The sequence below is a fragment of the Pseudomonas sp. SAR267 genome (assembly GCF_052077595.1).
GTDB lineage: Bacteria > Pseudomonadota > Gammaproteobacteria > Pseudomonadales > Pseudomonadaceae > Aquipseudomonas > Aquipseudomonas vlassakiae.
Map to the genome: position 1 here is coordinate 5,029,419 of NZ_JBQIHU010000001.1, position 23,082 is coordinate 5,052,500.

Sequence of the window (23,082 nt, forward strand, 5' to 3'; positions counted from 1 at the left end):
AACGAGATCATGCAGATAGCCAACAAACACTTCATCGTCAGCGGCGGTGCCTCCGGGCTGGGCGCTGCCACCGCGCAGATGCTGATCGAGGCCGGTGCCAAGGTCATGCTGGTTGACCTCAATGCCCAGGCTGTCGAGGCCAAGGCCCGTGAACTGGGTGACAACGCCCGCTTCGCGGTGGCTGACATCAGCGACGAACAGGCCGCGCAGACGGCGGTCGAGGCTGCTGTCAGTGCCTTTGGCAGCCTCCACGGCCTGGTCAACTGTGCCGGCATCGTCGGTGCCGAGAAGGTGTTGGGCAAGCAGGGGCCGCACGGGCTGGCCAGCTTCATCAAGGTCATCAATGTCAACCTGATCGGCAGCTTCAACCTGCTGCGGCTGGCGGCAGCGGCCATGGCCGAAGGCCAGGCGGACGACAGCGGTGAGCGCGGGGTGATCATCAACACCGCGTCCATCGCCGCCTATGATGGCCAGATTGGCCAGGCTGCCTATGCCGCCTCCAAGGGTGCCATCGCCAGCCTGACCTTGCCGGCGGCCCGCGAACTGGCGCGCTTCGGTATCCGTGTGATGACCATCGCCCCCGGCATTTTCGAAACGCCGATGATGGCTGGCATGACCGAAGAAGTACGTGCCTCGCTGGCGGCTGGCGTGCCGTTTCCGCCGCGCCTGGGTCGTCCGCAGGAATATGCCGCTCTGGCCCGCCACATTATCGAGAACAGCATGCTCAACGGCGAGGTGATCCGCCTCGACGGCGCACTGCGCATGGCTGCCAAGAAAGGAGACCGATCATGACCCTCGCCAATGACCCGATCGTTATCGTCAGCGCCGTGCGCACGCCCATGGGCGGCCTGCAGGGCGACCTCAAGAGCCTGACCGCGCCACAGCTAGGCAGCGCCGCTATCCGTGCTGCCGTCGAGCGTGCCGGGATCGATGCCGCCAGTGTCGAGCAGGTGCTGTTCGGCTGCGTGTTGCCCGCAGGCCTCGGCCAGGCCCCGGCCCGCCAGGCGGCACTTGGTGCCGGGCTGGACAAGCACACCACCTGCACCACCCTGAACAAGATGTGCGGCTCGGGCATGCAGGCGGCGATCATGGCCCATGACCTGCTGCTGGCAGGTTCTGCCGACGTGGTAGTGGCCGGCGGCATGGAAAGCATGACCAACGCGCCTTACCTGCTGGACAAGGCCCGTGGCGGCTACCGCATGGGCCACGGCAAGATCATCGACCATATGTTCATGGATGGCCTGGAGGACGCCTACGACAAGGGGCGTCTAATGGGCACCTTCGCCGAGGATTGCGCCCAGGCCAACGCCTTCAGCCGCGAAGCGCAGGACCAGTTCGCCATCGCCTCGCTGACCCGCGCCCAGGATGCGATCGAGAACGGCCGTTTCGCCGCCGAGATCGTGCCGGTGGAGGTCACCGAGGGCAAAGAGAAACGCGTCATCAAGGACGACGAGCAGCCGCCCAAGGCGCGCCTGGACAAGATTGCGCAGCTCAAGCCGGCCTTCCGCGAGGGTGGCACGGTGACTGCCGCCAACTCCAGTTCCATCTCCGACGGTGCCGCAGCCCTGGTGCTGATGCGCCGCTGCGAAGCTGAAAAGCGGGGCCTCAAGCCGCTGGCGGTGATCCACGGCCATGCTGCCTTCGCCGATACTCCCGCGCTGTTCCCGACAGCGCCGATCGGTGCCATCGACAAGCTGATGAAGCGCACGGGCTGGAACCTTGCTGATGTCGACCTGTTCGAGATCAACGAAGCATTCGCCGTGGTTACCCTGGCGGCCATGAAGCACCTCGACCTGGCGCACGACAAGGTCAACATCCACGGCGGCGCCTGCGCCCTGGGCCATCCGATCGGTGCTTCGGGCGCGCGCATCCTGGTGACCCTGCTGTCGGCCTTGCGCCAGAACAACCTGCGTCGCGGCGTGGCGGCCATCTGCATCGGCGGTGGCGAGGCCACGGCCATGGCCGTCGAATGCCTGTACTGAGGTGAATCATGCTGGTAACTGACGAGCAACAACAGATCGCCGATGCGGTACGCGCCTTTGCCCAGGAGCGCCTCAAGCCGTTCGCCGAGCAATGGGACAAGGAACACCGTTTCCCGAAAGAGGCCATCGAGGAAATGGCCGGGCTCGGTCTGTTCGGCATGCTGGTGCCGGAGCAGTGGGGCGGCAGTGACACCGGTTACGTGGCGTATGCCATGGCGCTGGAAGAGATCGCTGCGGGTGATGGCGCTTGCTCGACCATCATGAGCGTGCACAACTCGGTGGGTTGCGTGCCGATCCTGCGCTTTGGCAACGAACAGCAGAAGGAGCAGTTCCTCAGGCCCCTGGCCATGGGTTCGATGCTCGGCGCTTTCGCCCTGACCGAACCGCAAGCCGGTTCCGACGCCAGCAGCCTGAAGGCCCGGGCAAGGCTTGAGGGGGAGCACTATGTGCTCAACGGCAGCAAGCAGTTCATTACCTCGGGGCAGAATGCCGGTGTCGTGATCGTCTTCGCCGTGACCGATCCGGATGCCGGCAAGCGCGGCATCAGTGCCTTCATCGTGCCTACCGATTCGCCGGGCTACCAGGTGGCGAGGGTCGAAGACAAGCTCGGCCAGCACGCCTCCGACACCTGCCAGATCGTCTTCGACAACGTGCGCGTGCCGGTGGCCAACCGCCTGGGCGCCGAAGGCGAGGGCTACAGGATCGCGCTGGCCAACCTCGAAGGTGGCCGTATCGGTATCGCTTCGCAGGCAGTGGGCATGGCCCGTGCGGCCTTCGAAGTGGCACGCGACTACGCCAATGAGCGACAGAGCTTCGGCAAACCGCTGATCGAACACCAGGCGGTGGCCTTCCGCCTGGCCGACATGGCGACCAGGATTGCCGTGGCCCGGCAGATGGTGCTGCATGCCGCCGCACTGCGCGATGCCGGGCGCCCGGCGCTGGTGGAAGCGTCGATGGCCAAGCTTTTCGCCTCGGAAATGGCCGAAAAGGTCTGTTCGGATGCCTTGCAGACCCTGGGCGGATATGGCTATCTGAGTGACTTCCCGCTGGAGCGGATTTACCGCGACGTTCGGGTCTGCCAGATCTACGAAGGCACCAGCGACATTCAGCGCATGGTCATTGCGCGTAATCTTTGAAGGAGCAGACTGCATGGCATTCGAAACCATCCTGTTGGACATCCACGGCAAAGTCGGCCTGATCACCCTCAACCGCCCGCAGGCGCTGAACGCACTCAACGCGCAGATCGTCAGCGAGATCAACCAGGCCCTGGACCAGCTCGAGCGCGACCCGAACATCGGCTGCGTGGTGCTGACAGGTTCCGCCAAGGCCTTTGCCGCTGGCGCCGACATCAAGGAAATGGCCGAGCTGCAGTATCCGCAGATTTACGTCGAGGACCTGTTCAGCGATTCGGACCGCATCGCCAACCGTCGCAAGCCGATCATCGCTGCCGTGTCGGGGTTTGCCTTGGGCGGTGGCTGTGAGCTGGCGATGATGTGTGACTTCATCCTGGCAGCCGACAACGCCAAGTTCGGCCAGCCGGAAATCAACCTCGGCGTGCTGCCAGGCATGGGTGGCACCCAGCGCCTGACCCGGGCTGTGGGCAAGGCCAAGGCCATGGAACTGTGCCTGACCGGCCGCCTGATGGGGGCTGAGGAAGCCGAGCGTGCCGGCTTGGTGGCGCGTATCGTGCCGCAGGCCGAGTTGGTGGACGAGGCATTGAAGGTGGCAGCGACCATCGCCAGCAAATCGGTGCCGGTCAGCATGATGGTCAAGGAAAGCGTCAACCGAGCTTTCGAGGTCACCCTCAGTGAAGGCGTGCGCTTCGAACGTCGAGTGTTCCATGCTGCGTTTGCCACCGAAGACCAGAAAGAAGGGATGGCGGCTTTCATCGCCAAACGCGAGGCACAGTTCAAAGACCGTTGACTGAGGCGGGGCATCGTCCTGCTGCAAGGTTGAGCTTCATGTCGCCACGGCGTCCCTCGGGATACCGTGGCGCGTTCGTATTTATGTCGGGCAAGGGTGCCAGCGGGCGGATTCCAAGCCATTTCGGGCGTTTCTCCCCTGATTGCTGTTGCTCATGACGGCTTGGCGCCTTAGACTGCCGCCCCCTGTAAAAGAGTGCCGGTTGGCGCTTGAAGAATTCCGCTGCCGATGTGAAGGCGTCGGCGGCACCCGAATCGCCCAAATGCACATTTTTTCATAGAGAATTCGATGACCAAGGAACAGTTGCTGGCCATGTCGGCCGATGACTACATGAACGCTGACCAGCTGGCTTTCTTTGCTGGCCTGCTGCAGGCGATGAAAGTCGAAACCCATGAGCGCATCGAGCTGAGCCGTGCCACCATCGAAGGCCTGGACACCCCGTCGGACCCTGCCGACGTGGCATCGGTCGAGGAAGAGCGCAGCTGGCTGGTGAACGCCATCGACCGCGATCAGCGCTTGCTGCCGCAGCTGGAAATGGCGCTGGACCGCATCGCCGACGAAAGCTTCGGCTGGTGTGATGATAGCGGTGAGCCGATTGGCCTGAAGCGCCTGCTCATCAGCCCGACCACCAAGTATTGCATCGAAGCCCAGGAGCGCCACGAGCAGCTCGACCGCCACCAGCGTCAGGTCTGACCGGCCGCCTTGCGCCAGCCCCATGGAGTAATCCCTGGGGCTTTTTGCGTTTTTTGCGTCGAAGGCGCTTGCGGGTTTTGTTGCTCGGAACGTAACACTGCTGTACCGGGATGTGCTGTTTCAGGGCAGTCGGCGGGCGTATCATGACCTCATCGTTAGGGTGCTATCAAAGTGCCGGAGGAAATGATGAACAGCCGAGTCGATGTCGCCGTGATGATCGGTTCAGGTGTGCCAGCAGGTTTGCAGGCACGAGGCAAGCGGGTGTGTTGGGTGGTCCTGGTCAATGGCGAGCGCCGTGGTACCGCGTTCGCCACCCGTCGCGAGGCCATGGAATGCCAAGCCGCCTGGTTGCAGATCATGCAGGATGGCCACGCCGCCTGAGGTCATTCAGGCTTCCAGGCTGCGGGCCAGTGCGCAGGCATCGCGGTGCAGGCGGCGAAAACCCTTGACCCTGCCAGTGGCACTTTCGGTCACGTGGAAGAATTCGATACCTGCGGGTATGACGACGTAGCGTGGCCTGTTGCTGACGTATGCGTGGTAAGAAATGCTCTTTACCTCTCGACGGATTTCGGTGTTTTCGTGCATATTCATTCCCCGGTAATGCGTTGATTGGATAGCTGAGCCCGTTGTGCCAAGGGGCTTGCAGTTATCTATTGCATCTTTTCTGGCGGGTTTGTTGTCAGACATTACGCTTCCCTGACAGGGAATATGCCGAAAGCCCGTTTTGAGGCCACGTCTGGCAAGCCGGAGTAAAGTTTCCTGCGAGCTACATCGCCAGCAGGCACAGACGTTTCGCGCATCACTTTATTATTCTTTTCGCCTATCGAATTGAAATGGCCGCGCCTCACCGACTCCGAGTGAGGGCGGATGTCACCGGTTTGAGGATTACTTCATTGGCAGTCAGTACACTGGATACCCACGCCTTGTTTGCCCTGGGCGATTTGCGCGGCAAATTGGCCAAGCTGTTTCAGGGCCGTTTCATCTATGTCACCGAACAGAACCCCGAAGGCCTTTACATGGCCGAGATCGATACCGAGAGCGCCTTGGTAGTCGATGACAAGCAACGCCTGGAACTGAAGGTCGGCGATCACTTTCGTGCCGCAGTGTTGCCTAGCCGCGAAGGCGGCAAGCTGGAAATGCGCTTTCGCGACATCAAGCTGAATGTCTACGGTGTAGGCGACTACGCATTTGTTTCGGTGCCGGAAGGTGAGGGCATCGTATTCCGCGAGGGCCACGGTGTGATGCTGGTGTTCGCCGCGCAACAACAGGTTCAGGAAGGGCTGGGCAAGCTGCTCAAGGCGGTGACCGGCAAGGTCGCGAAGTGGCGCAAAGGCGAGCTGACCACCTTCAAGGCCAGTGAATGAACGAAGGTGACGAAGCGCCAGGAACGCGTGCCGAGTTTCATCGGCAATACCAGGCGCAAGCCATGGCCGAGGCCCGGCGCCTGCTGGCGCAACGAGAGGCGATGGGCTTGGGCTGGCTGACCTGGGTGGCGGCCCAGTTGTATCAGCTGAGCCCTGCGCCTTATGCCGCCATGGTACGGCGCGAGTTGCAGCGCCTGACCCAAGGCTGAGCACAGCCGCTTCAGTTGCCGCGATCCCGGCCGCTGCTGACTTCTTCCGGTACGGCTTCGTTCGCCATGCGTTTGCGGAACAGCGCCGCCCTGGCCAGCAACAGGGTAGTGACCGGCACGGTGATCGACAGCAGGATCGGAATCAGCCAGGCGTGGAGCACCGGGCTATCCTTGAGCCAGGAAAAGTAGATGATCGATGCCAGGGCCACGCACCAGGCGCCGATGGTCGATGCCAGGGCCGGTGGGTGCATGCGCTGGAAGTAGTCTTTCAGGCGCAGCAGGCCAATGGCGCCGATCAGCGCGAAGAGGCTGCCGATCAGCAGCAGGGCGGCAGTCACCAGCTCAAGCCAGAACGGCAGTTCAAGGGTTTCAGTCATTCGATCACCTCACCACGCAACAGGAACTTGGCCAAGGCGAACGACCCGACAAAGCCGAACAGGGCAATCAGCAGTGCACCTTCGAAATAGGTGTCACTGGCATAGCGGATCCCCAGCACCAGCATCGTCAGCATGCCCAGGATGTACAGGTAGTCCAGTGCCAGCACCCGGTCCTGTGCGGAGGGGCCGCGGAACAGCCGGACCAACGCCAGGCCCATGGCCAGGGCGAAGATGAACAGGCTGGCGAGGACTGCGTTGGCGAGCAGGCCTGTCATTCGAAAATCTCCATCAGCGGGCGTTCGTAGGTGAGCTTGAAGTGCTCGATGAAGTCGGCTTCGTCGTCGAGGTCGAACACATGCAGCAGCAGTACGCTGCGGTCCAGGGCCAGCTCCGACCATACGGTGCCGGGTACGACCGTGGTGATCATCGACAGTGCTGCGAGGCCGTGGGCGTCGCGCAGGTCCAGTGGGATGTGCACGAATGCCGAGCGAGGTGGGCGTTGCCCGGCGCGCAGCACGCCGATGGCCACCAGCAGGTTAGAGTGGATGACATCGATGCCGACCCGGCCAATCAGCTTTGCCACCACCCAGGGTTTGCGCACATGCGCGTACTGCGGGCGCAACGGTGCCATCAGCAGCGGGGCCAGCACGCCAAGCGTTGCGCCCAGCAACAGGTTGCCGGGACTGACCGACAGGTTCAACAGCAGCCACAGCACGAACAAGGCCATGGACAGCAGAGGTGCGGGGAACAGTCGGCTCATGGCTGCACCTGTACGTCGAGTGTGGTCGGGCCGGGAATGGGCCGGGCCGCCATCACCGCTTCGATGTAGGCTTGCGGTGCCTGCAGGCTGGCCGCCGTGTCCTGGGTATAGCGCAGCAGCGGTTCGGCCCTGAAACTGAGGATGATGCACAGGCCGAGCAGGATCACGATCGGCAGGCACTCGTAGCGGCGCAGTACGGGCGATGGGCGCTCTTCGGGCTTCCAGAAACGCTGGATGCCGACCCGACCAAAGGCGATCAGCGAGGCCATGCCCGAGAGAATGAGCAAGGCCACCAGCCCCCAGCCTGCCACCGATAGCGGTTGTTCGGCGGGCATGCCCAGGCCTTGTGGATTGAACAGCGCGCTGATCAGGTTGAGCTTGGCAACGAACCCGGATAGCGGCGGCATGCCGATGATCAGCAGGGCGCAGGCGATGAAGCTCAGGCCAAGGAAGGCCATGGTCCAGGGGATGATCTGGCCGATGACCACTTTCTGCTCGTCGTCGAGGTTGATGCCCTTGGGTGGGTGCAGCGACTCGAGCGGTGAAGGCATGGCATCTTCTTCTTCATCCAGTGGCGCTTCGTTGGCCGAGCGCGAGCGCTCGACCAGTTCGGCCAGCAGGAACAGCGCGCACAGCGCCAGGGTCGAGTTGACCAGATAGAACAGCGCGGCGCCGGTAAGCGCCGGCTGGGCGAAACCGACCGCGCCGAGCAAGGTGCCGGCGGAAACCAGGATGCTCAGTGCGGCCATGCGCTCCAGGCGCTGTGCGGCCAGTATCGACACCGCTGCCACGGCGAGGGTCGCCAGGCCGCCGTAGATCAGCCATTGCCCGCCAAAGTGCGCCGAGGCCCCTGCCTGCCCGGAGAACAGCAGGGTCCACAGGCGCAGTACGGCGTACAGGCCGACCTTGGTCATGATCGCAAACAGCGCTGCGACTGGCGCACTGGCCGAGGCGTAGGCGGGCACCAGCCAGAAATTCAGCGGCCAGATGCCGGCCTTGGCCAGGAAGGCCATGGCCAGGATCGCTGCACCTGCATGCAACAGGCCACGGTCGGCTTCCGGCACCAGAGGGATCTTCAGGGCGAGGTCGGCCATGTTGAGGGTGCCGGTCACGCCATACAGCATCGCCGCCCCGACGAGGAACAGCGATGAGGCGAACAGGTTTATGGCTATGTAATGCAGCCCGGCACGCACCCGGGCACGGCCCGAGCCATGCAGTAGCAGGCCGTAGGAGGCGGCCAGCAAGACTTCGAAGAACACGAACAGATTGAACAGGTCGGCGGTGAGGAAGGCGCCATACAGGCCCATCAGCTGAATCTGGAACAACGCGTGGAAGCTGGCGCCGGCACCATCCCAGCGGGCGCGGGCGAACAGCAGGGCGCTGATGCCGATGACACCCGTCAGGGTCAGCAGCAGTGCGCAAAGATGATCCACCACCAGCACGATGCCAAAGGGCGCGGGCCAGTTGCCTGGGAGGTAGACGCCGATCGATTCGGCCTGCCCCTGGGTGCGTACCCATAGCAGCAGGCTCACGGCGATGGCCAGGCCGGTGAAAGTGGACAGCAGGTTCAGGCGCGCCTTGATCCGCCGATGCTTTTCGCCAAGCAGCAGCATCACTGCGGCAGTCAGCAGCGGTAGCAGGATAGGGGCGACGATCAGTTGACTCATGCCACTCATTCGTCACGCTCCCGGCCATCCACATGGTCGGTGCCGGTCAGGCCACGCGATGCCAGCAGCACTACCAGGAACAGCGCGGTCATGGCAAAGCTGATGACAATGGCCGTGAGCACCAGCGCCTGTGGCAGCGGATCGGTGTAGTGCAGCAGGTCCTGAGTCACGCCTTCCTTGATGATCGGCTCCTTGCCGATGAACAGGCTGCCCATGCTGAAGATGAACAGGTTGACCCCATACGACAGCAGGCACAGGCCCATGATCACCTGGTAGGTCCGAGGGCGCAGGATCAACCACACCCCCGAGGCGGCCAGTACACCGATGGCGACTGCGATGACTTCTTCCATCAGGCGGCTCCTGCTTGGCTGGGCTTCGATGGGCTGCCCGGGCGGTAGGCGCGCACCGACTGGTGCGCGAGGGCGGTGAGGATCAGCAGCGTCGAGCCGACCACCACGGTGAACACGCCGATGTCGAAGAACAGCGCGCTGGCCACGTGCACATCGCCGAGCAGGGGCAGGTGGGCGGTATGGGTGGTGAGGAACGGATAGCCGAGCAGCATGGCGCCAGCCCCGGTCAGGGTTGCACAGAGTAGCCCGGTGCCCATCCAGCGCAGCGGCCGCAGGCTCATTTGCGCCTCGACCCACTGGGTGCCGGCCACCATGTACTGAAGGATGAACGCCACCGACATCACCAGGCCAGCGACGAAACCGCCGCCCGGCTGGTTATGGCCACGCATGAACAGGTACATCGATACCAGCAGGGCGATCGGCAGCAGCAGGCGCACAAGCACCGCCGGCACCATCATGAACCCCAGAGCGGTGTCGGTGGCATGCCGCGGGTTGATCAGGTCGGTGACCACGTCCGGCGCCAGCTGACGCTGCTGCGCGGGTAACTGCATGCTCTCTTTCGGCGGGCGGAAGCGCCGCAGCAGGGCGAACACAGTCAGCGCCACGGCCACCAGTACGGTGATCTCGCCGAGGGTGTCGAAGCCGCGGAAATCCACCAGCATCACGTTGACCACATTGGTGCCACCGCCTTGTGGCAGGGCGCGGCTGAGGTAGAACGAAGAGATGTCGTTGGGTGTCGGCCGGGTCAGCATGGAGTAGGACAACACGGCCATGCCGCCGCCGACCAGTATCGCCAGCAGCAGGTCGCGCAGGCGGCGGGCACGGGCACGGTCGAGGCTGCCAGGTAGCGGCGACACACCTTCGATGCGCCGTGGCAACCAGCGCAGGCCAAGCAGGATCAGTACCGTGGTGACCACTTCGACCACGAGTTGGGTCAGGGCCAGATCAGGGGCGGAGAACCAGACGAAGGTGATGCAGGTCATCAGGCCGCAGACACCGACCATGATCAGCGCGGCCAAGCGATGGTACTTGGCCTGATAGGCAGCCCCGATGGCACAGGCGATAGCGATCAGCCACAATGCGACGAACACCCCGGAGCCCGGAATCTTCGGCCGGTCACCCCAGCTCAGGCCGCTGTACAGCATCGGCGAGAGGCCGGCGATGAAGGCGGCCAGTACCAGCATGAACAGTTGCGACTGCAGGCGGCGGCTGGTCAGCAACCGCTCGATGCGCCGTGCCAGCAGCATCAGCCGGACCTGACCGTGCTCGAACAGGCGCTTGCCGTTGAGGCGCTCGATCAGCGGTGGATACGGGAAGCGCCCGAGACGCAGCTGGTTGCGCAACAGCAGGTAGAGCACGATACCGCCGCACATGGCCATCAGGCTCATGATCAGCGGGGCATTCCAGCCGTGCCAGATGGCCAGGCTGTATTCTGGCAGCGTGCCACCCACCACCGGCAGTGCAGCGGCGGCCAGCAGCGGGCCGACCGACTGGGCCGGGAATATGCCCACTACCAGGCAGGTGAGGACCAGCAGTTCGACCGGTGCGCGCATCCAGCGAGGTGGTTCGTGCGGCGTGTGTGGCAGGTCTTCTGCCGTAGGCCCGAAAAATACATCGACAGTGAAGCGCAGGGCATAGGCGACGCTGAAGGTCCCGGCGAGGGTGGCGATCACCGGCAGCATTGCTTCGACCCACGCGGTTGAGCTGATGAACACGGTTTCGGCGAAGAACATTTCCTTGGACAGGAAGCCGTTCATCAGCGGCACGCCGGCCATCGAGGCGCTGGCCACCATGGCCAGGGTCGCGGTATAGGGCACCAGGCGGACCAGGCCGCTCAGGCGGCGGATGTCACGGGTGCCGCTTTCATGGTCGATGATGCCGGCGGCCATGAACAACGAGGCCTTGAAGGTAGCGTGATTGAGAATGTGGAACACGGCGGCGACCGCTGCCAGCGGACTGTTGAGGCCCAGCAGCAGCGTGATCAGGCCCAGGTGGCTGATGGTCGAATAGGCCAGCAGGCCCTTGAGGTCGTTCTGGAACATTGCGGCGAAGGCGCCCAGCAGCAGGGTAATGGCACCCGCGCCGCCCACTATCCAGAACCATTCTTCGGTGCCCGACAGCACTGGCCAGAGGCGTGCCAGCAGGAACACGCCGGCCTTGACCATGGTCGCCGAGTGCAGGTAGGCGGAAACCGGAGTGGGTGCTGCCATGGCATGGGGCAGCCAGAACTGGAAGGGGAATTGCGCACTCTTGCTCAATGCGCCGATCAGGACAAGGGGCAGCAACACCGGGTACAGGGCGTGCTGGCGTATGGTTTCGCCGGCAGCCAGGACCTTGTCCAGGTCGTAGCTGCCGACCACATGGCCGAGCAGCAGGGCCCCGACCAGCAGGCATAGGCCACCGGCCCCGGTGACCATCAAGGCCATGTAGGCGCCGCGGCGGGCGTCGGCGCGGTGATGCCAGTAACCGATCAGCAGGAACGAGAACAGGCTGGTCAGTTCCCAGAAGAACACCAGCTGGATCAGGTTGCCGGAGATTACCAGGCCGAGCATGGCACCCATGAATGCCAGGAAAAAGGCGAAGAAGCGTGGCACCGGGTCTTGCGGCGACATGTAGTACCGGGCATACAGCGACACCAGCGCGCCGATACCCAGTACCAGCAATGAGAACAGCCAGGCGAAACCGTCCATGCGCAGGACCAGGTTCAGCCCCAGGCTGGGCAGCCACAGCAGTTCTTCGCGAATAACCCCGCCATCGACAACCTGAGGGTACAGCAGTGCTACCTGGACGGTGCCGACCAGGGCCACGAGCCCAGCCAGGATGGACTCTGCGTTACGTGCGTTGTGCGGCAGCGCAGCTGCCAGGCAACTGCCCAGGAACGGCAGAAGCAGTAGCACTATCAATGACATAGCGTTCTATTCTGGAAAGGTTTGCAAGGATCATACGTGCCGGGCCGTTGATCACCAACACGCAAGCTGTCGCAGAATCCTACAAAAGCGCTGTGACAAGCTGTTTTTTTATAACAGTTTTTTACAAAGCATAGACGCTGCCGGGCGCTTCACAGGCCGGCTTCAGTTTCGCGCGCGGCTGGTGCCTCGAGGGCATCGCTGCCTTCCCGGCTGCGCCGGATCTTCAGTTCGCTCACCACCACGGCAATGACGATCAGCAACCCGCCGATCAGTGCGATGCCTGGCAAGCGCTCGCCAGCGATGCGCCCAACGATGCCGGCCCACACCGGCTCGCCCGCGTAGATCAGCGTGGCGCGGGTGGGTGAAACCGACTTCTGTGCCCAGTTCATCGCCACCTGGATCACCGCGCTCATGGCGCCAAGGCCCAACGCGCTGAGCAACAGCAACCAGGAAAAGTCGGGCAGACGCTCCTGGGTAGGCACGATCATCAGGAACGCCAGCAGCGAAGCGGTCGCCAACTGCACCACGGTGACCCGGCGCACATCGACCTGGCCGGCGAAGCGGCTGATCAGGATGATCTCGGCGGCGATGGCCACGGCGCTCACCAGGGTCACCACTTCACCTTCGCTGAAGTGCAGCGCGCCGCCTTCGGGGCCGGCCAGCAGCATCAGGCCGACGAACGCCAGGCAGATGCCGATGCTCGGCATCAGCCCTGGACGGCGGCCCAGCACCAGCCACTGGAGCAATGGCACGAACGGCACATAAAGCGCGGTGATGAAGGCCGACTGGCTGCTGCTGATGGTTTGCAAGCCCATGGTCTGCAGGCCGTAGCCCAGCATGATGGAGACGCCGATCAGCACGCCGGCTTTCAATTCGGTGAAGGTCAGGCCGGGCAATGCACGCGCCGATGCCAGGCCGACAAACAGCGCCGCTGCGGCGAAGCGCAGGCCGACGAAGAACATCGGGCCGCTCACGGTCATGACGTTGTGCACCAGCAGGAAGGTACCGCCCCACAGCATGGTGATGAACACCAGCACCATTTCGGCCTTGCTCAGGCGAAAAGAGACTGCGGTTTGTGGGCTGCTGGTCGGTCGGCTCATGGTCTTGCGCACTCGGAGGGAGCGGCGCACAATCGCCGCAAAGTGGGCAGTATACTGCGCAAATCCCTACCAGTGAGCAATATAGTGCACAAAGATTCGACGCACCGTGCCTCGGTGCTGCAGCATGTCAGCCTTAATGTCCGCAGCCTGCGCAATGCGACCGGGCTGAGCCAGAGCGCCCTGGCCGAACGTTCCGGGGTCAGCCGGCGAATGCTCGTGGCGATCGAGGCGGGCGAGAAGAATGTCAGCCTGACGACCCTCGACCTGATTGCCGAAGCCCTGGGTGTCGCCTTCAGCACCCTGATCCAGGCCCCCGGTCAGCGCGACCCCAGCCGCATCGACGAACTGGCCTGGACGGGCAAGCACCCGCAGAGCAAGGCCGTGCTGCTGGCCAGCAGCAGTGCCCGGCGCGAAGTGGAAATCTGGGAATGGACCCTCGCGTCTGGCGAGTACTACACCAGCGAAGCTGATGCCGAGGGCTGGAGTGAGCAGATCTATGTGGCCGAAGGCCAGTTGACGCTTATTATCGAGGGCGCCGAGCACTGCCTGCAGGTCGGGCAGTTCCATGTATTTCCCAGCAACTGCCGCTATGCCTATCGCAATGATGGGACAGTGCCCGTGCGCTTTGTGCGTAACGTGGTGATCTGATGCCTTTGAAGGTCAATCGTTGAGCAATTCGTCGGTCTTCACCACCTTGGCATAGGCGAACGCCAACGCCGCCATGGCCGAGTCGTGCACATGGGTGGCCGGTACCTGCTTGCCCTCGAACTCCAGCGGCAAGGTGGCGCAGGCATCGTGGGCCACGGTGACGTCGAAGCCGAAGTCGGCGGCGGCGCGGGAGGCGGCATCGATGCACATGTGGCTCATGCTGCCGACGATGGTCACAGCCTTGACCTGATGCCGGTCCAGCGTCTGCTTGAGATCGGTCCCGAGGAACGCGTTGACCTTGTGCTTGAGCACGACCGGCTCGCCCGCTGCAGGGGCCACCTTGTCGTGGATGGCTGCGCCCTCGGAGCCTGGCGCGAAGAAGGGCGCATCGGCGCTTTCGAACTCATGCTTCACATGCACCACCAGATCGCCCTTGGCGCGCGCTGCAGCGAGCAGGCGTGCGGCGTTGTCAGCTGCCTGGTCGGCCCCCTCGAGGGTCCATTTGCCGCCGGGGAAATAGTCGTTCTGGATGTCGATGATGATCAGGGCCTGCTTGCTCATGCTGCCTCCTGTGGCAGTAGTAGTTGGATGACGATAGTTATAGGCTGTGGGCATCGACTTGAGGATTGGCGCGATCGACACAATGGCGGCAAAAACTGACAGCCCCGGCAACCTGGAGATCGGCCTGCTGCACTACCCGGGCGCGCAGCGCGCGGCGTTGCACGGCCTGAGCGACGTGTTCAGCGTGGCCAATCGCATGGTCGCCGAGCTGGGCGCCGTCGGGCTGCCGCAGATCCGGGTCAGCCACTGGCAGCTCGATGAGGCAGGGCTGTTGCAGCGCATTGAGGACGGCCTTGGCGCGGCGAGCCAGCCGCTGCGTGTGTTGATCATCCCGCCGAGCCTGGAGGCGACCCCGCCCCCGGATCTGCTCGAACGTCACCGGCAGCCGTTGTGCCAATGGCATGGCCAAGGCACGGTGATGGCGTCAGTGTGTATCGGCGTGTTCTTCATTGCCGCCAGTGGCCTGCTCGATGGGCGGGCAGCCAGTTCTCACTGGAATTACGCGCAAACCCTTGCCGAGCGTTACCCCAAGGTCCATGTGGAGGCCAATCTGCCGCTGCTGGATGACGGCGACATCATCACTTCTGCTGGCCTGATGGCATGGACCGAACTGGGGTTGCGCCTGCTGGAGCGCTATCTCGGCGCGTCGGTGGCCTGGGAGACGGCGCGCTACCTGTCCGTCGAGCCGGTCAGCAGGCCATTGCCGGGGGCGCTGTTCAGCCCGCGCCTGGACCATGGCGACGAGGCGGTGCTGAAAGTTCAGCACTGGTTGCAGGCAGCGGGTGCGCAAGACGCCGACCTCGCCGGCATGGCCACTTGTGCCGGGCTAGAGGTGCGCACATTCCTCCGGCGCTTTCGTGCGGCCACCGGCCTCAAGCCTACCGAGTACTGCCAGCAAGTAAGGGTGGGGCGTGCCTGCCGAATGCTGGAGTTCACCCGGCGCACGGTCGAGCAGATTGCCTGGGGGGTCGGTTATCAGGACCCGGGGGCGTTTCGCAAGGTGTTCCAACGCATTACCGGGCTGACTCCCAGCGAGTATCGGCAGCGCTTGGCCTTGCCTGGCTCAGGGTAGATGCGGCCCCGGCCCCTCATCCGCCAGATGATCCTGGCGATTGCGCAGCGGGCATTCCTTCAGCGACATGCAACCGCAGCCGATGCAGCCGTCGAGCTGGTCGCGCAGCCTGACCATTTCGTCGATCCTGTGGTTCAGATCCTCACGCCAGCGTGCCGATAGGCGCCGCCAGTCTTCGGCGGTCGGAGTTTGGTCGTTGGGCAGAGTGGCCAGCGCCGAGGCAATCTCGGCCAGCGCGATGCCCAGGCGCTGGGCCATCTTGATCACCGCGACCCGGCGCAGCATTGCCCTTGGGTAGCGCCTTTGGTTGCCCGCATTACGGGTGCTCTGGATCAGGCCCTTGGTTTCGTAGAAATGCAATGCAGTCACTGCCACGCCGCTACGCGCGGCCAACTGGCCGACGCTGAGCAGCTTTTCCGGGGCAGTGGGGGATGGCTTGGGCATGGGAAAAAACGCTTGACCTTGAGTTAACTGGAGGTTTTACCCTTCTGGCGATTCCGAATCAAGCGCTCGCAGCAAGGAGACACGCGATGACGGCCACCACGCATTCCCTGTGGTTCACCCAGATGATCGAATATGAAGTGCCCGCTTCCCGCCAGGTGGCACTGGCTGAGGCATTGGTTGCGCGCAGCGAGGAGTTGGCTGCGCGATGCCAAGGTTTGCAAAGCGTCAGCATCCAGACCAGTGACGATGGCAGCCGGGTCTTGCAAAACCTGCAATGGCAATCACGCCAGGCTTGGGTGGTAGCGGCGGAGTTGTTTGCCGAGGAGCCCTTTTTCGAACTGCTTAGGCGCCATCAGGCGCGTGGTGTCAACTTTTCCGCGTATCAGGCGATGCGCAGCCTGATACGCGGGGCCGATGGCGGGCTGCATTGCCAGGTTGCCGACCTTCAGGCGTACCAGGGTGCGTAGTGCGGGTAGCGGTCCAGGCGTGCGCCGATCACCATCTCGCTGACCCATGCGGCCAGGATCGAGCTATAAGCCTTCTGGCTTTGCTCACTCGATAGGGCGTGATCGGCACCGTCGACGATGCGATGGGTCAGCGAATGAGCGCTGACGAATGCCGAGCGGTAGCTCATCAGTGTGGCGTGGGGCACGTAGTCATCCTGCTCCGATTCGACCAGCAGCACATCACCGGAAAACTCGGCACAGGCCGCCAGCGCACGGTTGTCGGAGGGGCCGAGCAGGCGCAAGCGGTAATCGTTCAGGCGCTGGCGGTCGAGCGCCTGTTTGGACATGTTCCATTCGTCATCCCAGTACATCGCTGGCACGCGCAACGCCAGCCATTTCACTGGCCGCTGCAAGGTCAGCAAGGTGGCCAGATAGCCACCGTAGCTGCTGCCAATGATGGCGATCGCGCTGCTGTCCACCGCCGGATGACTGACCAGCCGATCGTAGGCAGCCAGCAGGTCCTGGAGATTCTGCTCGCGCGTGACGGTCAGGCGCTGGCTTTCGGTTTTCGCGTGGCCGCGCAGGTCGAAGGTCATGCACACGCAGCCCAGGCCCGTAATGTGCCGTGCGCGTGCCAGGTCGCGCTGCTGGCTGCCGCCCCAGCCGTGGACGAAGAGAATGCCGGGCATCTTGCTGCCGGGGCTGACCAGCGTGCCGACGATGCTGTCATCCTCGACCTGCAGTTCCACGGTTTCACTCTGAATGCTCATGCCGGCGAATCCGTGCGTATTTGCTGAGTTGTCCGAGTTCACTGTCGTTTCCTTGATAGAAGAGGGTGGCGTCAGCGGGCAAGTCTGGCGTGCCGAACACTTCATGGGTTGAGGCGCATACCTGCTGTAGTGCCGGGTCGTCGGCAAATGCCTGCAGTGCCAGGAGCTCTGCGCTGCTGGCTCCCCCTAGACGCCACGATTGTTCGAGCACGCCGCTGCGCACATGGCCGTCGGCCGTAATGCCGCGAGCGATATCGTAGTTGCGCCGCGATGCGATGAAGCCCGGGAAGTGCTGCTCGGCGGCTTGCTCGTAGGCCATGGCCTGGGTAATTGCCAGGCGCAGGTGGTCTTCCAGAGGCCGTTGCAGCAGGGCCAGGTAGTCACCGCGCACCACGACCAGTTCGGAGCCGCCGTAGACTTCGGTACCTTGGTGGTCCCGGGTCAGCTGCTGGGTGCCGTGATAACTGCAGGTCAAGCCGCCGACGCGGACCTGACCGACACTGAAGGTCTCGACACTGCTCAGGTCTTCTTCCAGCACCAGGCCCCACAGGGCAAGGTCCCGTTCATCGATGTTGCTCAACAGCGGTTCCAGCTGATCCGCCTCGAAGATGACGTGCTGGCCCCGGCCCGCACTCGCCAGCACCGGCTTGACCCGGACTGGACCATCAAGCAGCAGCAATTGGGTGGCGCGCCGGGCATCGGTCTTGCTGAAAACGGTGTAGCCGCGAAGTAATGCATCGCTTGCCTGGCGGGCGAAGGCATCGGTCCAGCCCGGTGGGAATTGGGCATCGGCCGGTATCGGGTGGGAAATGGCCTTGGTAGCCATGTAAGGGTGGCTGACCAGTCCGCCGAACAGGTCGTGCTCGCTGCGAATGCCCATGGCGGCATAACGCTCAGGGCCGACCAGGGTTTCGGTAGGCAGGTAATAGTAGTGCGGGTCGTCCTTTGCGGGCACGCCCGGCAGTACGGCATGACAACCCAGCAGCCGGGCCAGGCGGTCCGCCAGTTTCATGTGCACGGCATGTTCATGTTCCGGGGTGTGCTCGCGAGTGTCGAGCAATACCACGGCGGTCTTCGGCTGGCGGGCACTGGGCATGGGCATCTGCCTGTGTGCAGTGAATGTACAGGTTGTGAAGCCACTGCCATCGGTAAGTTCAGCTGGATGTGACTGACGGTCCCGGCCCGGCTGCAGGTGGCGGGATGGGCATAGCGTGCCGTGAGTCGGCCGCCGCGATTGCGGGACTGTGGCAGCTGTTCCATTATTCTCCCCCTGGAACAACCACGATGTGACCGCAGGAGTGCGCATGAACGTTCAGACCACGATTGAGCAAAGTGTGCCGGAGCGCTTGGCGCGCGTGCGCGCAGTCATGGCCCGGGAGGGGGTCGATGCCCTGTTGGTGCCGTCGGCCGACCCACACCTCTCCGAGTATCTGCCGGGCTATTGGCAAGGGCGTCGGTGGCTGTCGGGCTTTGACGGTTCGGTAGGTACATTGGTGGTGACCGCAGACTTCGCGGGGGTGTGGGTCGACAGCCGTTACTGGGAGCAAGCCGAGAAGGAGCTGGCCGGTAGCGGCATCGTCTTGATGAAGCTTCTGCCGGGCAAGCCGGGTGCGCTGGAATGGCTGGGTGACAATGTTCGGCTCAAAGGTACTGTAGCCGTAGATGGTGCAGTCATGGCGCTGGCTTCGGCCCGCCAGCTCGAGGAGCGACTCAAGGCCCGCGAGGCGCACTTGGCAACCGATCGGGACTTGCTCGCCGAGGTGTGGGAGGGCCGCCCGGCGCTGCCTGCCAACCCGATCTATCAGCACCTGCCGCCCTATGCCACGGTCAGCCGGGCCGAGAAGCTTCGCCAACTGCGGGCAACGCTGCAGGAGAGGGGCGCTGATTGGCACTTCATCGCGACGCTGGACGACATCGCCTGGCTGTTCAACCTGCGCGGCAGTGATGTGTCCTACAACCCGGTCTTCGTGTCCTTTGCACTGGTTGGCAAGGGCCAGGCGATCCTGTTCGTCGGCACCGGAAAGCTTGATGAGCACTTGCGCCATGTACTTGAGGTCGACGGCATCGAGGTGCGCGATTACAGCAAGGTTGCGCAGGCGCTGGCTGAACTGGCCCCGCATAGCCGACTGCTGGTCGACCCGGCTCGCGTGACTTGCGGCTTGCTGAAGCATCTGGATGCCCAGGTTCAGCTGATCGAAGGGCTGAACCCGACCACCCTGAGCAAATCACGCAAAGGTGAAGAAGAGCTGGTGCACATCCGCCAGGTCATGGAGCAGGATGGCGCGGCCTTGTGCGAATTCTTCGCCTGGTTTGAGGCGCATCAGGGCCAGGAGGCCATCACCGAACTGACGGTCGATGAGCAGTTGAGCGCTGCGCGCGCTCGCCGACCAGGTTTCGTCTCGCTGAGCTTTTCGACCATTGCCGCGTTCAACGGCAATGGCGCGATGCCGCATTACCGCGCTACCGAGGAATCCCACGCGACCATCGAAGGTGATGGCCTGCTGCTGATCGATTCCGGTGGGCAGTATCTGGGGGGCACCACCGACATCACGCGGATGGTTCCGGTAGGCACGCCAAGCGTCATGCAAAAGCAGGACTGCACGCGCGTGCTCAAGGGCATGATTGCCTTGTCGCGAGCCAGCTTCCCGCGCGGCATCCTGTCACCGTTGCTCGATGCCATTGCACGGGCGCCGATCTGGGCAGACCAGGTGGACTATGGGCACGGTACCGGGCATGGTGTTGGCTACTTCATGAACGTGCACGAAGGTCCCCAGGTGATTGCCTACCAGGCGGCAACCTCGCCTCAGACGGCAATGCAGGTGGGCATGATCAGCTCGATCGAGCCGGGGACCTACCGGCCGGGCGCCTGGGGTGTGCGCATCGAGAACCTGGTGGCGAACCGCGAGGCGGGCAATAGCGCGTTCGGCGAGTTCCTCTGCTTCGAGACGCTGACGCTGTGCCCTATCGATACGCGCTGCTTGCTTCCCGAAATGCTGACCACGCAAGAGCGGGATTGGCTGAACCAGTATCACGCCACGGTACACGAGCGCTTGGCTCCTTTGCTGCAAGGTGCTGCGCTGGATTGGCTGAAGGCGCGCACGGCGCCGCTTTGACGGATGCTGGCAATCGGTACATATAAAGAAGGGCAGCTCGCAGGCTGCCCTTTTCTATTTACAGATGACGATCATGCTGCGGCTGGTGTAGCCGGCGGGGTTGATGCCGAACAGGTAGTCCCCGGGCTCCTCGTCGGTGTCTCCGGAGCGGGCGATCACCTTGTAACCGCGAGCGCTGCAGGAAGTGGCCGCTTTGCTGTAGCACTTGTCCCATGACGAAGACAGGCCAGAGCAATTGATATGCAGGCCTTTCTTCCCCTTTTTGACCTCAGTTTTGGCCGTTGCGGCGCATCCGGCCATGGCCAAGACGGCCAGGATGAGCAAAATACGTTTCATTCCTGTCCTTAAATGCACGGGCCGATCAGCTGTCTGGCCCAGTCGTTATCGCTTCGGTCTTCCTGAACCTTCCTCGGCTTCCGTGTCCGCTCAAGTAGATAGCGTAAAGATTATGATTTTGTGACAGCTTAATCAGCGAGGCGAGCGGGGACAATCATTAATCTTGTCTCAAATGAAAATGCTTCTCAAATCAGTCTGCTGCAACTGCAGGACTTGTCTCACGGCGCATGGACAATGTCGCGCCTACGGAGGCTGCGATGATCGCAAGAATGGCCAGCCACTGGGTGGTGCTGAGTACCTCGCCGAGGAACAGCAGGCCTGACAGCGCGCCAATCGCCGGTTCGATACTCATCAGCGTGCCGAAGGTGCGGGCCGGCATGCGGGTCAGGGCGACCATTTCCAGGCTGTAGGGCAGGGCGGTCGAAAGCACGGCGACACCCAGTGCCAGAGGGATAACGGCGGGGGTGAGCAGCGCACTACCGGCATGTACGATGCCGACAGGCGCGACAAACAGCGCTGCGACCACCACGCCGAGGGCCGCACTCTGGATACCATGCTCGGCGCCGGCACGTTGGCCAAACAGAATATACAGTGCCCAGCACACACCCGCGCCCAGTGCATAGGCCGCACCCTGCAGGTCCAACGGCTGACCACCGTGCCCGACCGGCAGCAGCAACAACAGACCCGCGACGGCCAGGGCAATCCACACGAAGTCCAGCGCACGCCGCGAGGCAAACAGCGCTACTGCCAGGGGGCCGGTGAACTCCAGGGCGACAGCGATGCCCAGCGGTGTGGTCTGCAGGGACATATAGAAGAGGAAGTTCATGCCGCCCAGTGACATGCCGTAGATGACCACGTTGCGCAGGGTGTTGGCGGTCAGGCGGACCCGCCATGGCCGCAGGATCAGCAGCATGATGATGCTGGCGAAGATCAGGCGCAGGGTGGTGGTGCCTTGAGCGCCAATGATAGGGAACATGCTTTTGGCCAATGAGGCGCCGGACTGGATCGAGGCCATGGCAATCAGCAGCAGGCCGATCGGGAAGAGAGTGGCGGCCAGGCTGCGGGGCTGGGTGTTCATTTCTGCGCGGCTATCCTTGGGAGGTGTACGGGGGTGTGCAATATAGTGCGCAATTGCTTGGGTGGGGTGCAAGGGGATAGGGGATCGGCTTTTCTTGAAATTTAGCTTGACGGGGTTTCGAATCCCCTTATAATGCGCCCCACTTCCAGCGACATCGGAACGACAAACTCCTTGAAATTCAATGAGTTAGGTAGTTGAGGTGAGGTTGGAGGCGCTTCGGTCGAATGATCGATGGCGGTTGAGATGAAGGTTGACAGCGGTTTTAAACGCTGTATTATTCGCCTCCCGCTACGAGAGATCGCAGCGAGCCAAGTGTTTGAAGCTAAACGAGTTTCTCGCAAAAAACTTCAAAATAAACGCTTGACAGACTTTGAGGAAAGCGTAGAATGCGCGCCTCGGTTGAGACGAAACGCTCTTGACCAAACGTTCTTTAACAAATCGAATCAAGCAATTCGTGTGGGTGCTTGTGAGTACGGACTGATAGTCACAAAGATTATCAGCATCACAAGTGGCCATGCGAGAAATCACATAGTCATTTGAGATTGCTGAGCCAAGTTTAGGGTTTCTTAAAAACCCAAGCAGTATTGAACTGAAGAGTTTGATCATGGCTCAGATTGAACGCTGGCGGCAGGCCTAACACATGCAAGTCGAGCGGATGACGGGAGCTTGCTCCTTGATTCAGCGGCGGACGGGTGAGTAATGCCTAGGAATCTGCCTGGTAGTGGGGGACAACGTTTCGAAAGGAACGCTAATACCGCATACGTCCTACGGGAGAAAGCAGGGGACCTTCGGGCCTTGCGCTATCAGATGAGCCTAGGTCGGATTAGCTAGTTGGTGGGGTAATGGCTCACCAAGGCGACGATCCGTAACTGGTCTGAGAGGATGATCAGTCACACTGGAACTGAGACACGGTCCAGACTCCTACGGGAGGCAGCAGTGGGGAATATTGGACAATGGGCGAAAGCCTGATCCAGCCATGCCGCGTGTGTGAAGAAGGTCTTCGGATTGTAAAGCACTTTAAGTTGGGAGGAAGGGCAGTAAGCTAATACCTTGCTGTTTTGACGTTACCGACAGAATAAGCACCGGCTAACTCTGTGCCAGCAGCCGCGGTAATACAGAGGGTGCAAGCGTTAATCGGAATTACTGGGCGTAAAGCGCGCGTAGGTGGTTTGTTAAGTTGGATGTGAAAGCCCCGGGCTCAACCTGGGAACTGCATCCAAAACTGGCAGGCTAGAGTACGGTAGAGGGTGGTGGAATTTCCTGTGTAGCGGTGAAATGCG

26 protein-coding genes and 1 rRNA gene (1 of these 27 cut by a window edge) are annotated in these 23,082 nt (G+C 62.6%); 13 read left to right on the forward strand and 14 right to left on the reverse strand.

Annotation, left to right across the window (positions count from 1 at the left end; all coding sequences use genetic code 11):
• Positions 1 to 9 precede the first annotated feature (9 nt).
• From ACTORR_RS23465 to ACTORR_RS23490, 6 genes are all read left to right on the forward strand, one after another.
• Positions 10 to 792: an SDR family NAD(P)-dependent oxidoreductase gene (locus ACTORR_RS23465; protein ID WP_441343918.1), complete on the forward strand. Its 783-nt coding sequence runs from the start codon at positions 10 to 12 to the stop codon at positions 790 to 792.
• Positions 789 to 1,982: an acetyl-CoA C-acyltransferase gene (locus ACTORR_RS23470; RefSeq protein WP_054884006.1), complete on the forward strand. Its 1,194-nt coding sequence runs from the start codon at positions 789 to 791 to the stop codon at positions 1,980 to 1,982. The genes ACTORR_RS23465 and ACTORR_RS23470 overlap by 4 nt, the downstream gene beginning before the upstream one ends.
• 8 nt (positions 1,983 to 1,990) lie before the next feature.
• Positions 1,991 to 3,118, forward strand: coding sequence for an acyl-CoA dehydrogenase (locus ACTORR_RS23475; RefSeq protein ID WP_054884005.1), 1,128 nt, complete (start codon positions 1,991 to 1,993; stop codon positions 3,116 to 3,118).
• Between the two features lie 13 nt (positions 3,119 to 3,131).
• The gene (locus tag ACTORR_RS23480; protein WP_054884004.1) at positions 3,132 to 3,905 is read left to right on the forward strand and encodes an enoyl-CoA hydratase; all 774 of its coding nucleotides are present in this window, start codon (positions 3,132 to 3,134) and stop codon (positions 3,903 to 3,905) included.
• A gap of 288 nt (positions 3,906 to 4,193) precedes the next feature.
• Positions 4,194 to 4,598: a TraR/DksA family transcriptional regulator gene (locus ACTORR_RS23485; RefSeq protein WP_003259022.1), complete on the forward strand. Its 405-nt coding sequence runs from the start codon at positions 4,194 to 4,196 to the stop codon at positions 4,596 to 4,598.
• A 186-nt stretch (positions 4,599 to 4,784) separates the two neighbouring features.
• Positions 4,785 to 4,979 (forward strand): hypothetical protein, encoded by a 195-nt coding sequence (locus tag ACTORR_RS23490; RefSeq protein ID WP_054884003.1) that lies wholly within the window; start codon positions 4,785 to 4,787, stop codon positions 4,977 to 4,979.
• 6 nt (positions 4,980 to 4,985) lie between these two features.
• Here ACTORR_RS23490 and ACTORR_RS23495 read toward each other — a convergent pair whose 3' ends face one another.
• Entirely contained in the window at positions 4,986 to 5,183 is a 198-nt protein-coding gene (locus tag ACTORR_RS23495; protein ID WP_082433444.1) for a hypothetical protein, read from the reverse strand.
• Positions 5,184 to 5,491: 308 nt separating this feature from the next.
• On the opposite strand from ACTORR_RS23495, the gene ACTORR_RS23500 reads away from it, so the two are divergent.
• Together ACTORR_RS23500 and ACTORR_RS23505 are read left to right on the forward strand one after the other, a co-directional pair.
• Positions 5,492 to 5,962 (forward strand): hypothetical protein, encoded by a 471-nt coding sequence (locus ACTORR_RS23500; RefSeq protein ID WP_054884001.1) that lies wholly within the window; start codon positions 5,492 to 5,494, stop codon positions 5,960 to 5,962.
• Complete coding sequence (locus ACTORR_RS23505; protein ID WP_054884000.1) at positions 5,959 to 6,171, forward strand: hypothetical protein; 213 nt, start codon at positions 5,959 to 5,961, stop codon at positions 6,169 to 6,171. Before ACTORR_RS23500 ends, ACTORR_RS23505 begins: the two co-directional genes overlap by 4 nt.
• A gap of 11 nt (positions 6,172 to 6,182) precedes the next feature.
• Here ACTORR_RS23505 and ACTORR_RS23510 read toward each other — a convergent pair whose 3' ends face one another.
• The 7 genes from ACTORR_RS23510 to ACTORR_RS23540 all read right to left on the reverse strand — a co-directional run bounded on the left by ACTORR_RS23510 (position 6,183) and on the right by ACTORR_RS23540 (position 13,334).
• The gene (locus ACTORR_RS23510) at positions 6,183 to 6,548 is read right to left on the reverse strand and encodes a Na+/H+ antiporter subunit G (protein WP_054883999.1); all 366 of its coding nucleotides are present in this window, start codon (positions 6,546 to 6,548) and stop codon (positions 6,183 to 6,185) included.
• Positions 6,545 to 6,823, reverse strand: coding sequence for a K+/H+ antiporter subunit F (locus ACTORR_RS23515; RefSeq protein ID WP_054883998.1), 279 nt, complete (start codon positions 6,821 to 6,823; stop codon positions 6,545 to 6,547). The genes ACTORR_RS23510 and ACTORR_RS23515 overlap by 4 nt, the downstream gene beginning before the upstream one ends.
• Complete coding sequence (locus ACTORR_RS23520; protein WP_262110038.1) at positions 6,820 to 7,308, reverse strand: Na+/H+ antiporter subunit E; 489 nt, start codon at positions 7,306 to 7,308, stop codon at positions 6,820 to 6,822. Before ACTORR_RS23520 ends, ACTORR_RS23515 begins: the two co-directional genes overlap by 4 nt.
• Entirely contained in the window at positions 7,305 to 8,984 is a 1,680-nt protein-coding gene (locus ACTORR_RS23525) for a monovalent cation/H+ antiporter subunit D (RefSeq protein ID WP_054883996.1), read from the reverse strand. The genes ACTORR_RS23520 and ACTORR_RS23525 overlap by 4 nt, the downstream gene beginning before the upstream one ends.
• A complete protein-coding gene (locus ACTORR_RS23530; RefSeq protein WP_012315281.1) occupies positions 8,981 to 9,325 on the reverse strand; it encodes a Na+/H+ antiporter subunit C in 345 nt (114 codons plus the stop codon). The genes ACTORR_RS23525 and ACTORR_RS23530 overlap by 4 nt, the downstream gene beginning before the upstream one ends.
• Entirely contained in the window at positions 9,325 to 12,234 is a 2,910-nt protein-coding gene (locus tag ACTORR_RS23535; protein WP_313364974.1) for a monovalent cation/H+ antiporter subunit A, read from the reverse strand. The genes ACTORR_RS23530 and ACTORR_RS23535 overlap by 1 nt, the downstream gene beginning before the upstream one ends.
• A gap of 149 nt (positions 12,235 to 12,383) precedes the next feature.
• Positions 12,384 to 13,334: a DMT family transporter gene (locus ACTORR_RS23540; RefSeq protein WP_054883994.1), complete on the reverse strand. Its 951-nt coding sequence runs from the start codon at positions 13,332 to 13,334 to the stop codon at positions 12,384 to 12,386.
• Positions 13,335 to 13,418: 84 nt separating this feature from the next.
• Between ACTORR_RS23540 and ACTORR_RS23545 the strand changes: the two genes are divergently transcribed.
• Entirely contained in the window at positions 13,419 to 13,982 is a 564-nt protein-coding gene (locus tag ACTORR_RS23545) for a helix-turn-helix domain-containing protein (protein WP_054883993.1), read from the forward strand.
• Positions 13,983 to 13,994: 12 nt separating this feature from the next.
• Here ACTORR_RS23545 and ACTORR_RS23550 read toward each other — a convergent pair whose 3' ends face one another.
• On the reverse strand, positions 13,995 to 14,543 hold the full coding sequence (locus tag ACTORR_RS23550; RefSeq protein WP_054883992.1) for a cysteine hydrolase family protein: 549 nt from the start codon (positions 14,541 to 14,543) through the stop codon (positions 13,995 to 13,997).
• Positions 14,544 to 14,625: 82 nt separating this feature from the next.
• Here ACTORR_RS23550 and ACTORR_RS23555 point away from each other — a divergent pair, with 82 nt between their 5' ends.
• Complete coding sequence (locus tag ACTORR_RS23555; protein ID WP_054883991.1) at positions 14,626 to 15,615, forward strand: GlxA family transcriptional regulator; 990 nt, start codon at positions 14,626 to 14,628, stop codon at positions 15,613 to 15,615.
• On the opposite strand, the gene soxR is transcribed toward ACTORR_RS23555, so the two are convergent.
• A complete protein-coding gene (gene soxR / locus ACTORR_RS23560; protein WP_054883990.1) occupies positions 15,607 to 16,059 on the reverse strand; it encodes a redox-sensitive transcriptional activator SoxR in 453 nt (150 codons plus the stop codon). The genes ACTORR_RS23555 and soxR overlap by 9 nt on opposite strands.
• An 86-nt stretch (positions 16,060 to 16,145) precedes the next feature.
• On the opposite strand from soxR, the gene ACTORR_RS23565 reads away from it, so the two are divergent.
• Positions 16,146 to 16,526, forward strand: coding sequence for a hypothetical protein (locus ACTORR_RS23565; protein WP_054883989.1), 381 nt, complete (start codon positions 16,146 to 16,148; stop codon positions 16,524 to 16,526).
• On the opposite strand, the gene ACTORR_RS23570 is transcribed toward ACTORR_RS23565, so the two are convergent.
• Together ACTORR_RS23570 and ACTORR_RS23575 are read right to left on the reverse strand one after the other, a co-directional pair.
• Positions 16,505 to 17,275: an alpha/beta hydrolase family protein gene (locus tag ACTORR_RS23570; RefSeq protein ID WP_313364975.1), complete on the reverse strand. Its 771-nt coding sequence runs from the start codon at positions 17,273 to 17,275 to the stop codon at positions 16,505 to 16,507. The genes ACTORR_RS23565 and ACTORR_RS23570 overlap by 22 nt on opposite strands.
• The gene (locus ACTORR_RS23575) at positions 17,259 to 18,377 is read right to left on the reverse strand and encodes a DUF3182 family protein (RefSeq protein WP_441343919.1); all 1,119 of its coding nucleotides are present in this window, start codon (positions 18,375 to 18,377) and stop codon (positions 17,259 to 17,261) included. Before ACTORR_RS23575 ends, ACTORR_RS23570 begins: the two co-directional genes overlap by 17 nt.
• 202 nt (positions 18,378 to 18,579) lie before the next feature.
• On the opposite strand from ACTORR_RS23575, the gene ACTORR_RS23580 reads away from it, so the two are divergent.
• Positions 18,580 to 20,388, forward strand: coding sequence for an aminopeptidase P family protein (locus ACTORR_RS23580; protein WP_054883986.1), 1,809 nt, complete (start codon positions 18,580 to 18,582; stop codon positions 20,386 to 20,388).
• 54 nt (positions 20,389 to 20,442) lie between these two features.
• Here the strand turns inward: ACTORR_RS23580 and ACTORR_RS23585 are convergent, their stop codons facing one another.
• Both ACTORR_RS23585 and rhtA read right to left on the reverse strand, forming a co-directional pair.
• Positions 20,443 to 20,724 (reverse strand): hypothetical protein, encoded by a 282-nt coding sequence (locus ACTORR_RS23585; RefSeq protein WP_054883985.1) that lies wholly within the window; start codon positions 20,722 to 20,724, stop codon positions 20,443 to 20,445.
• Between the two features lie 190 nt (positions 20,725 to 20,914).
• Positions 20,915 to 21,802, reverse strand: a complete 888-nt coding sequence (gene rhtA / locus ACTORR_RS23590; RefSeq protein ID WP_054883984.1) for a threonine/homoserine exporter RhtA — start codon at positions 21,800 to 21,802, stop codon at positions 20,915 to 20,917.
• 586 nt (positions 21,803 to 22,388) lie between these two features.
• Between rhtA and ACTORR_RS23595 the strand changes: the two genes are divergently transcribed.
• Positions 22,389 to 23,082: ribosomal RNA gene (locus ACTORR_RS23595) — 16S ribosomal RNA — on the forward strand (it continues 843 nt past the right edge of the window).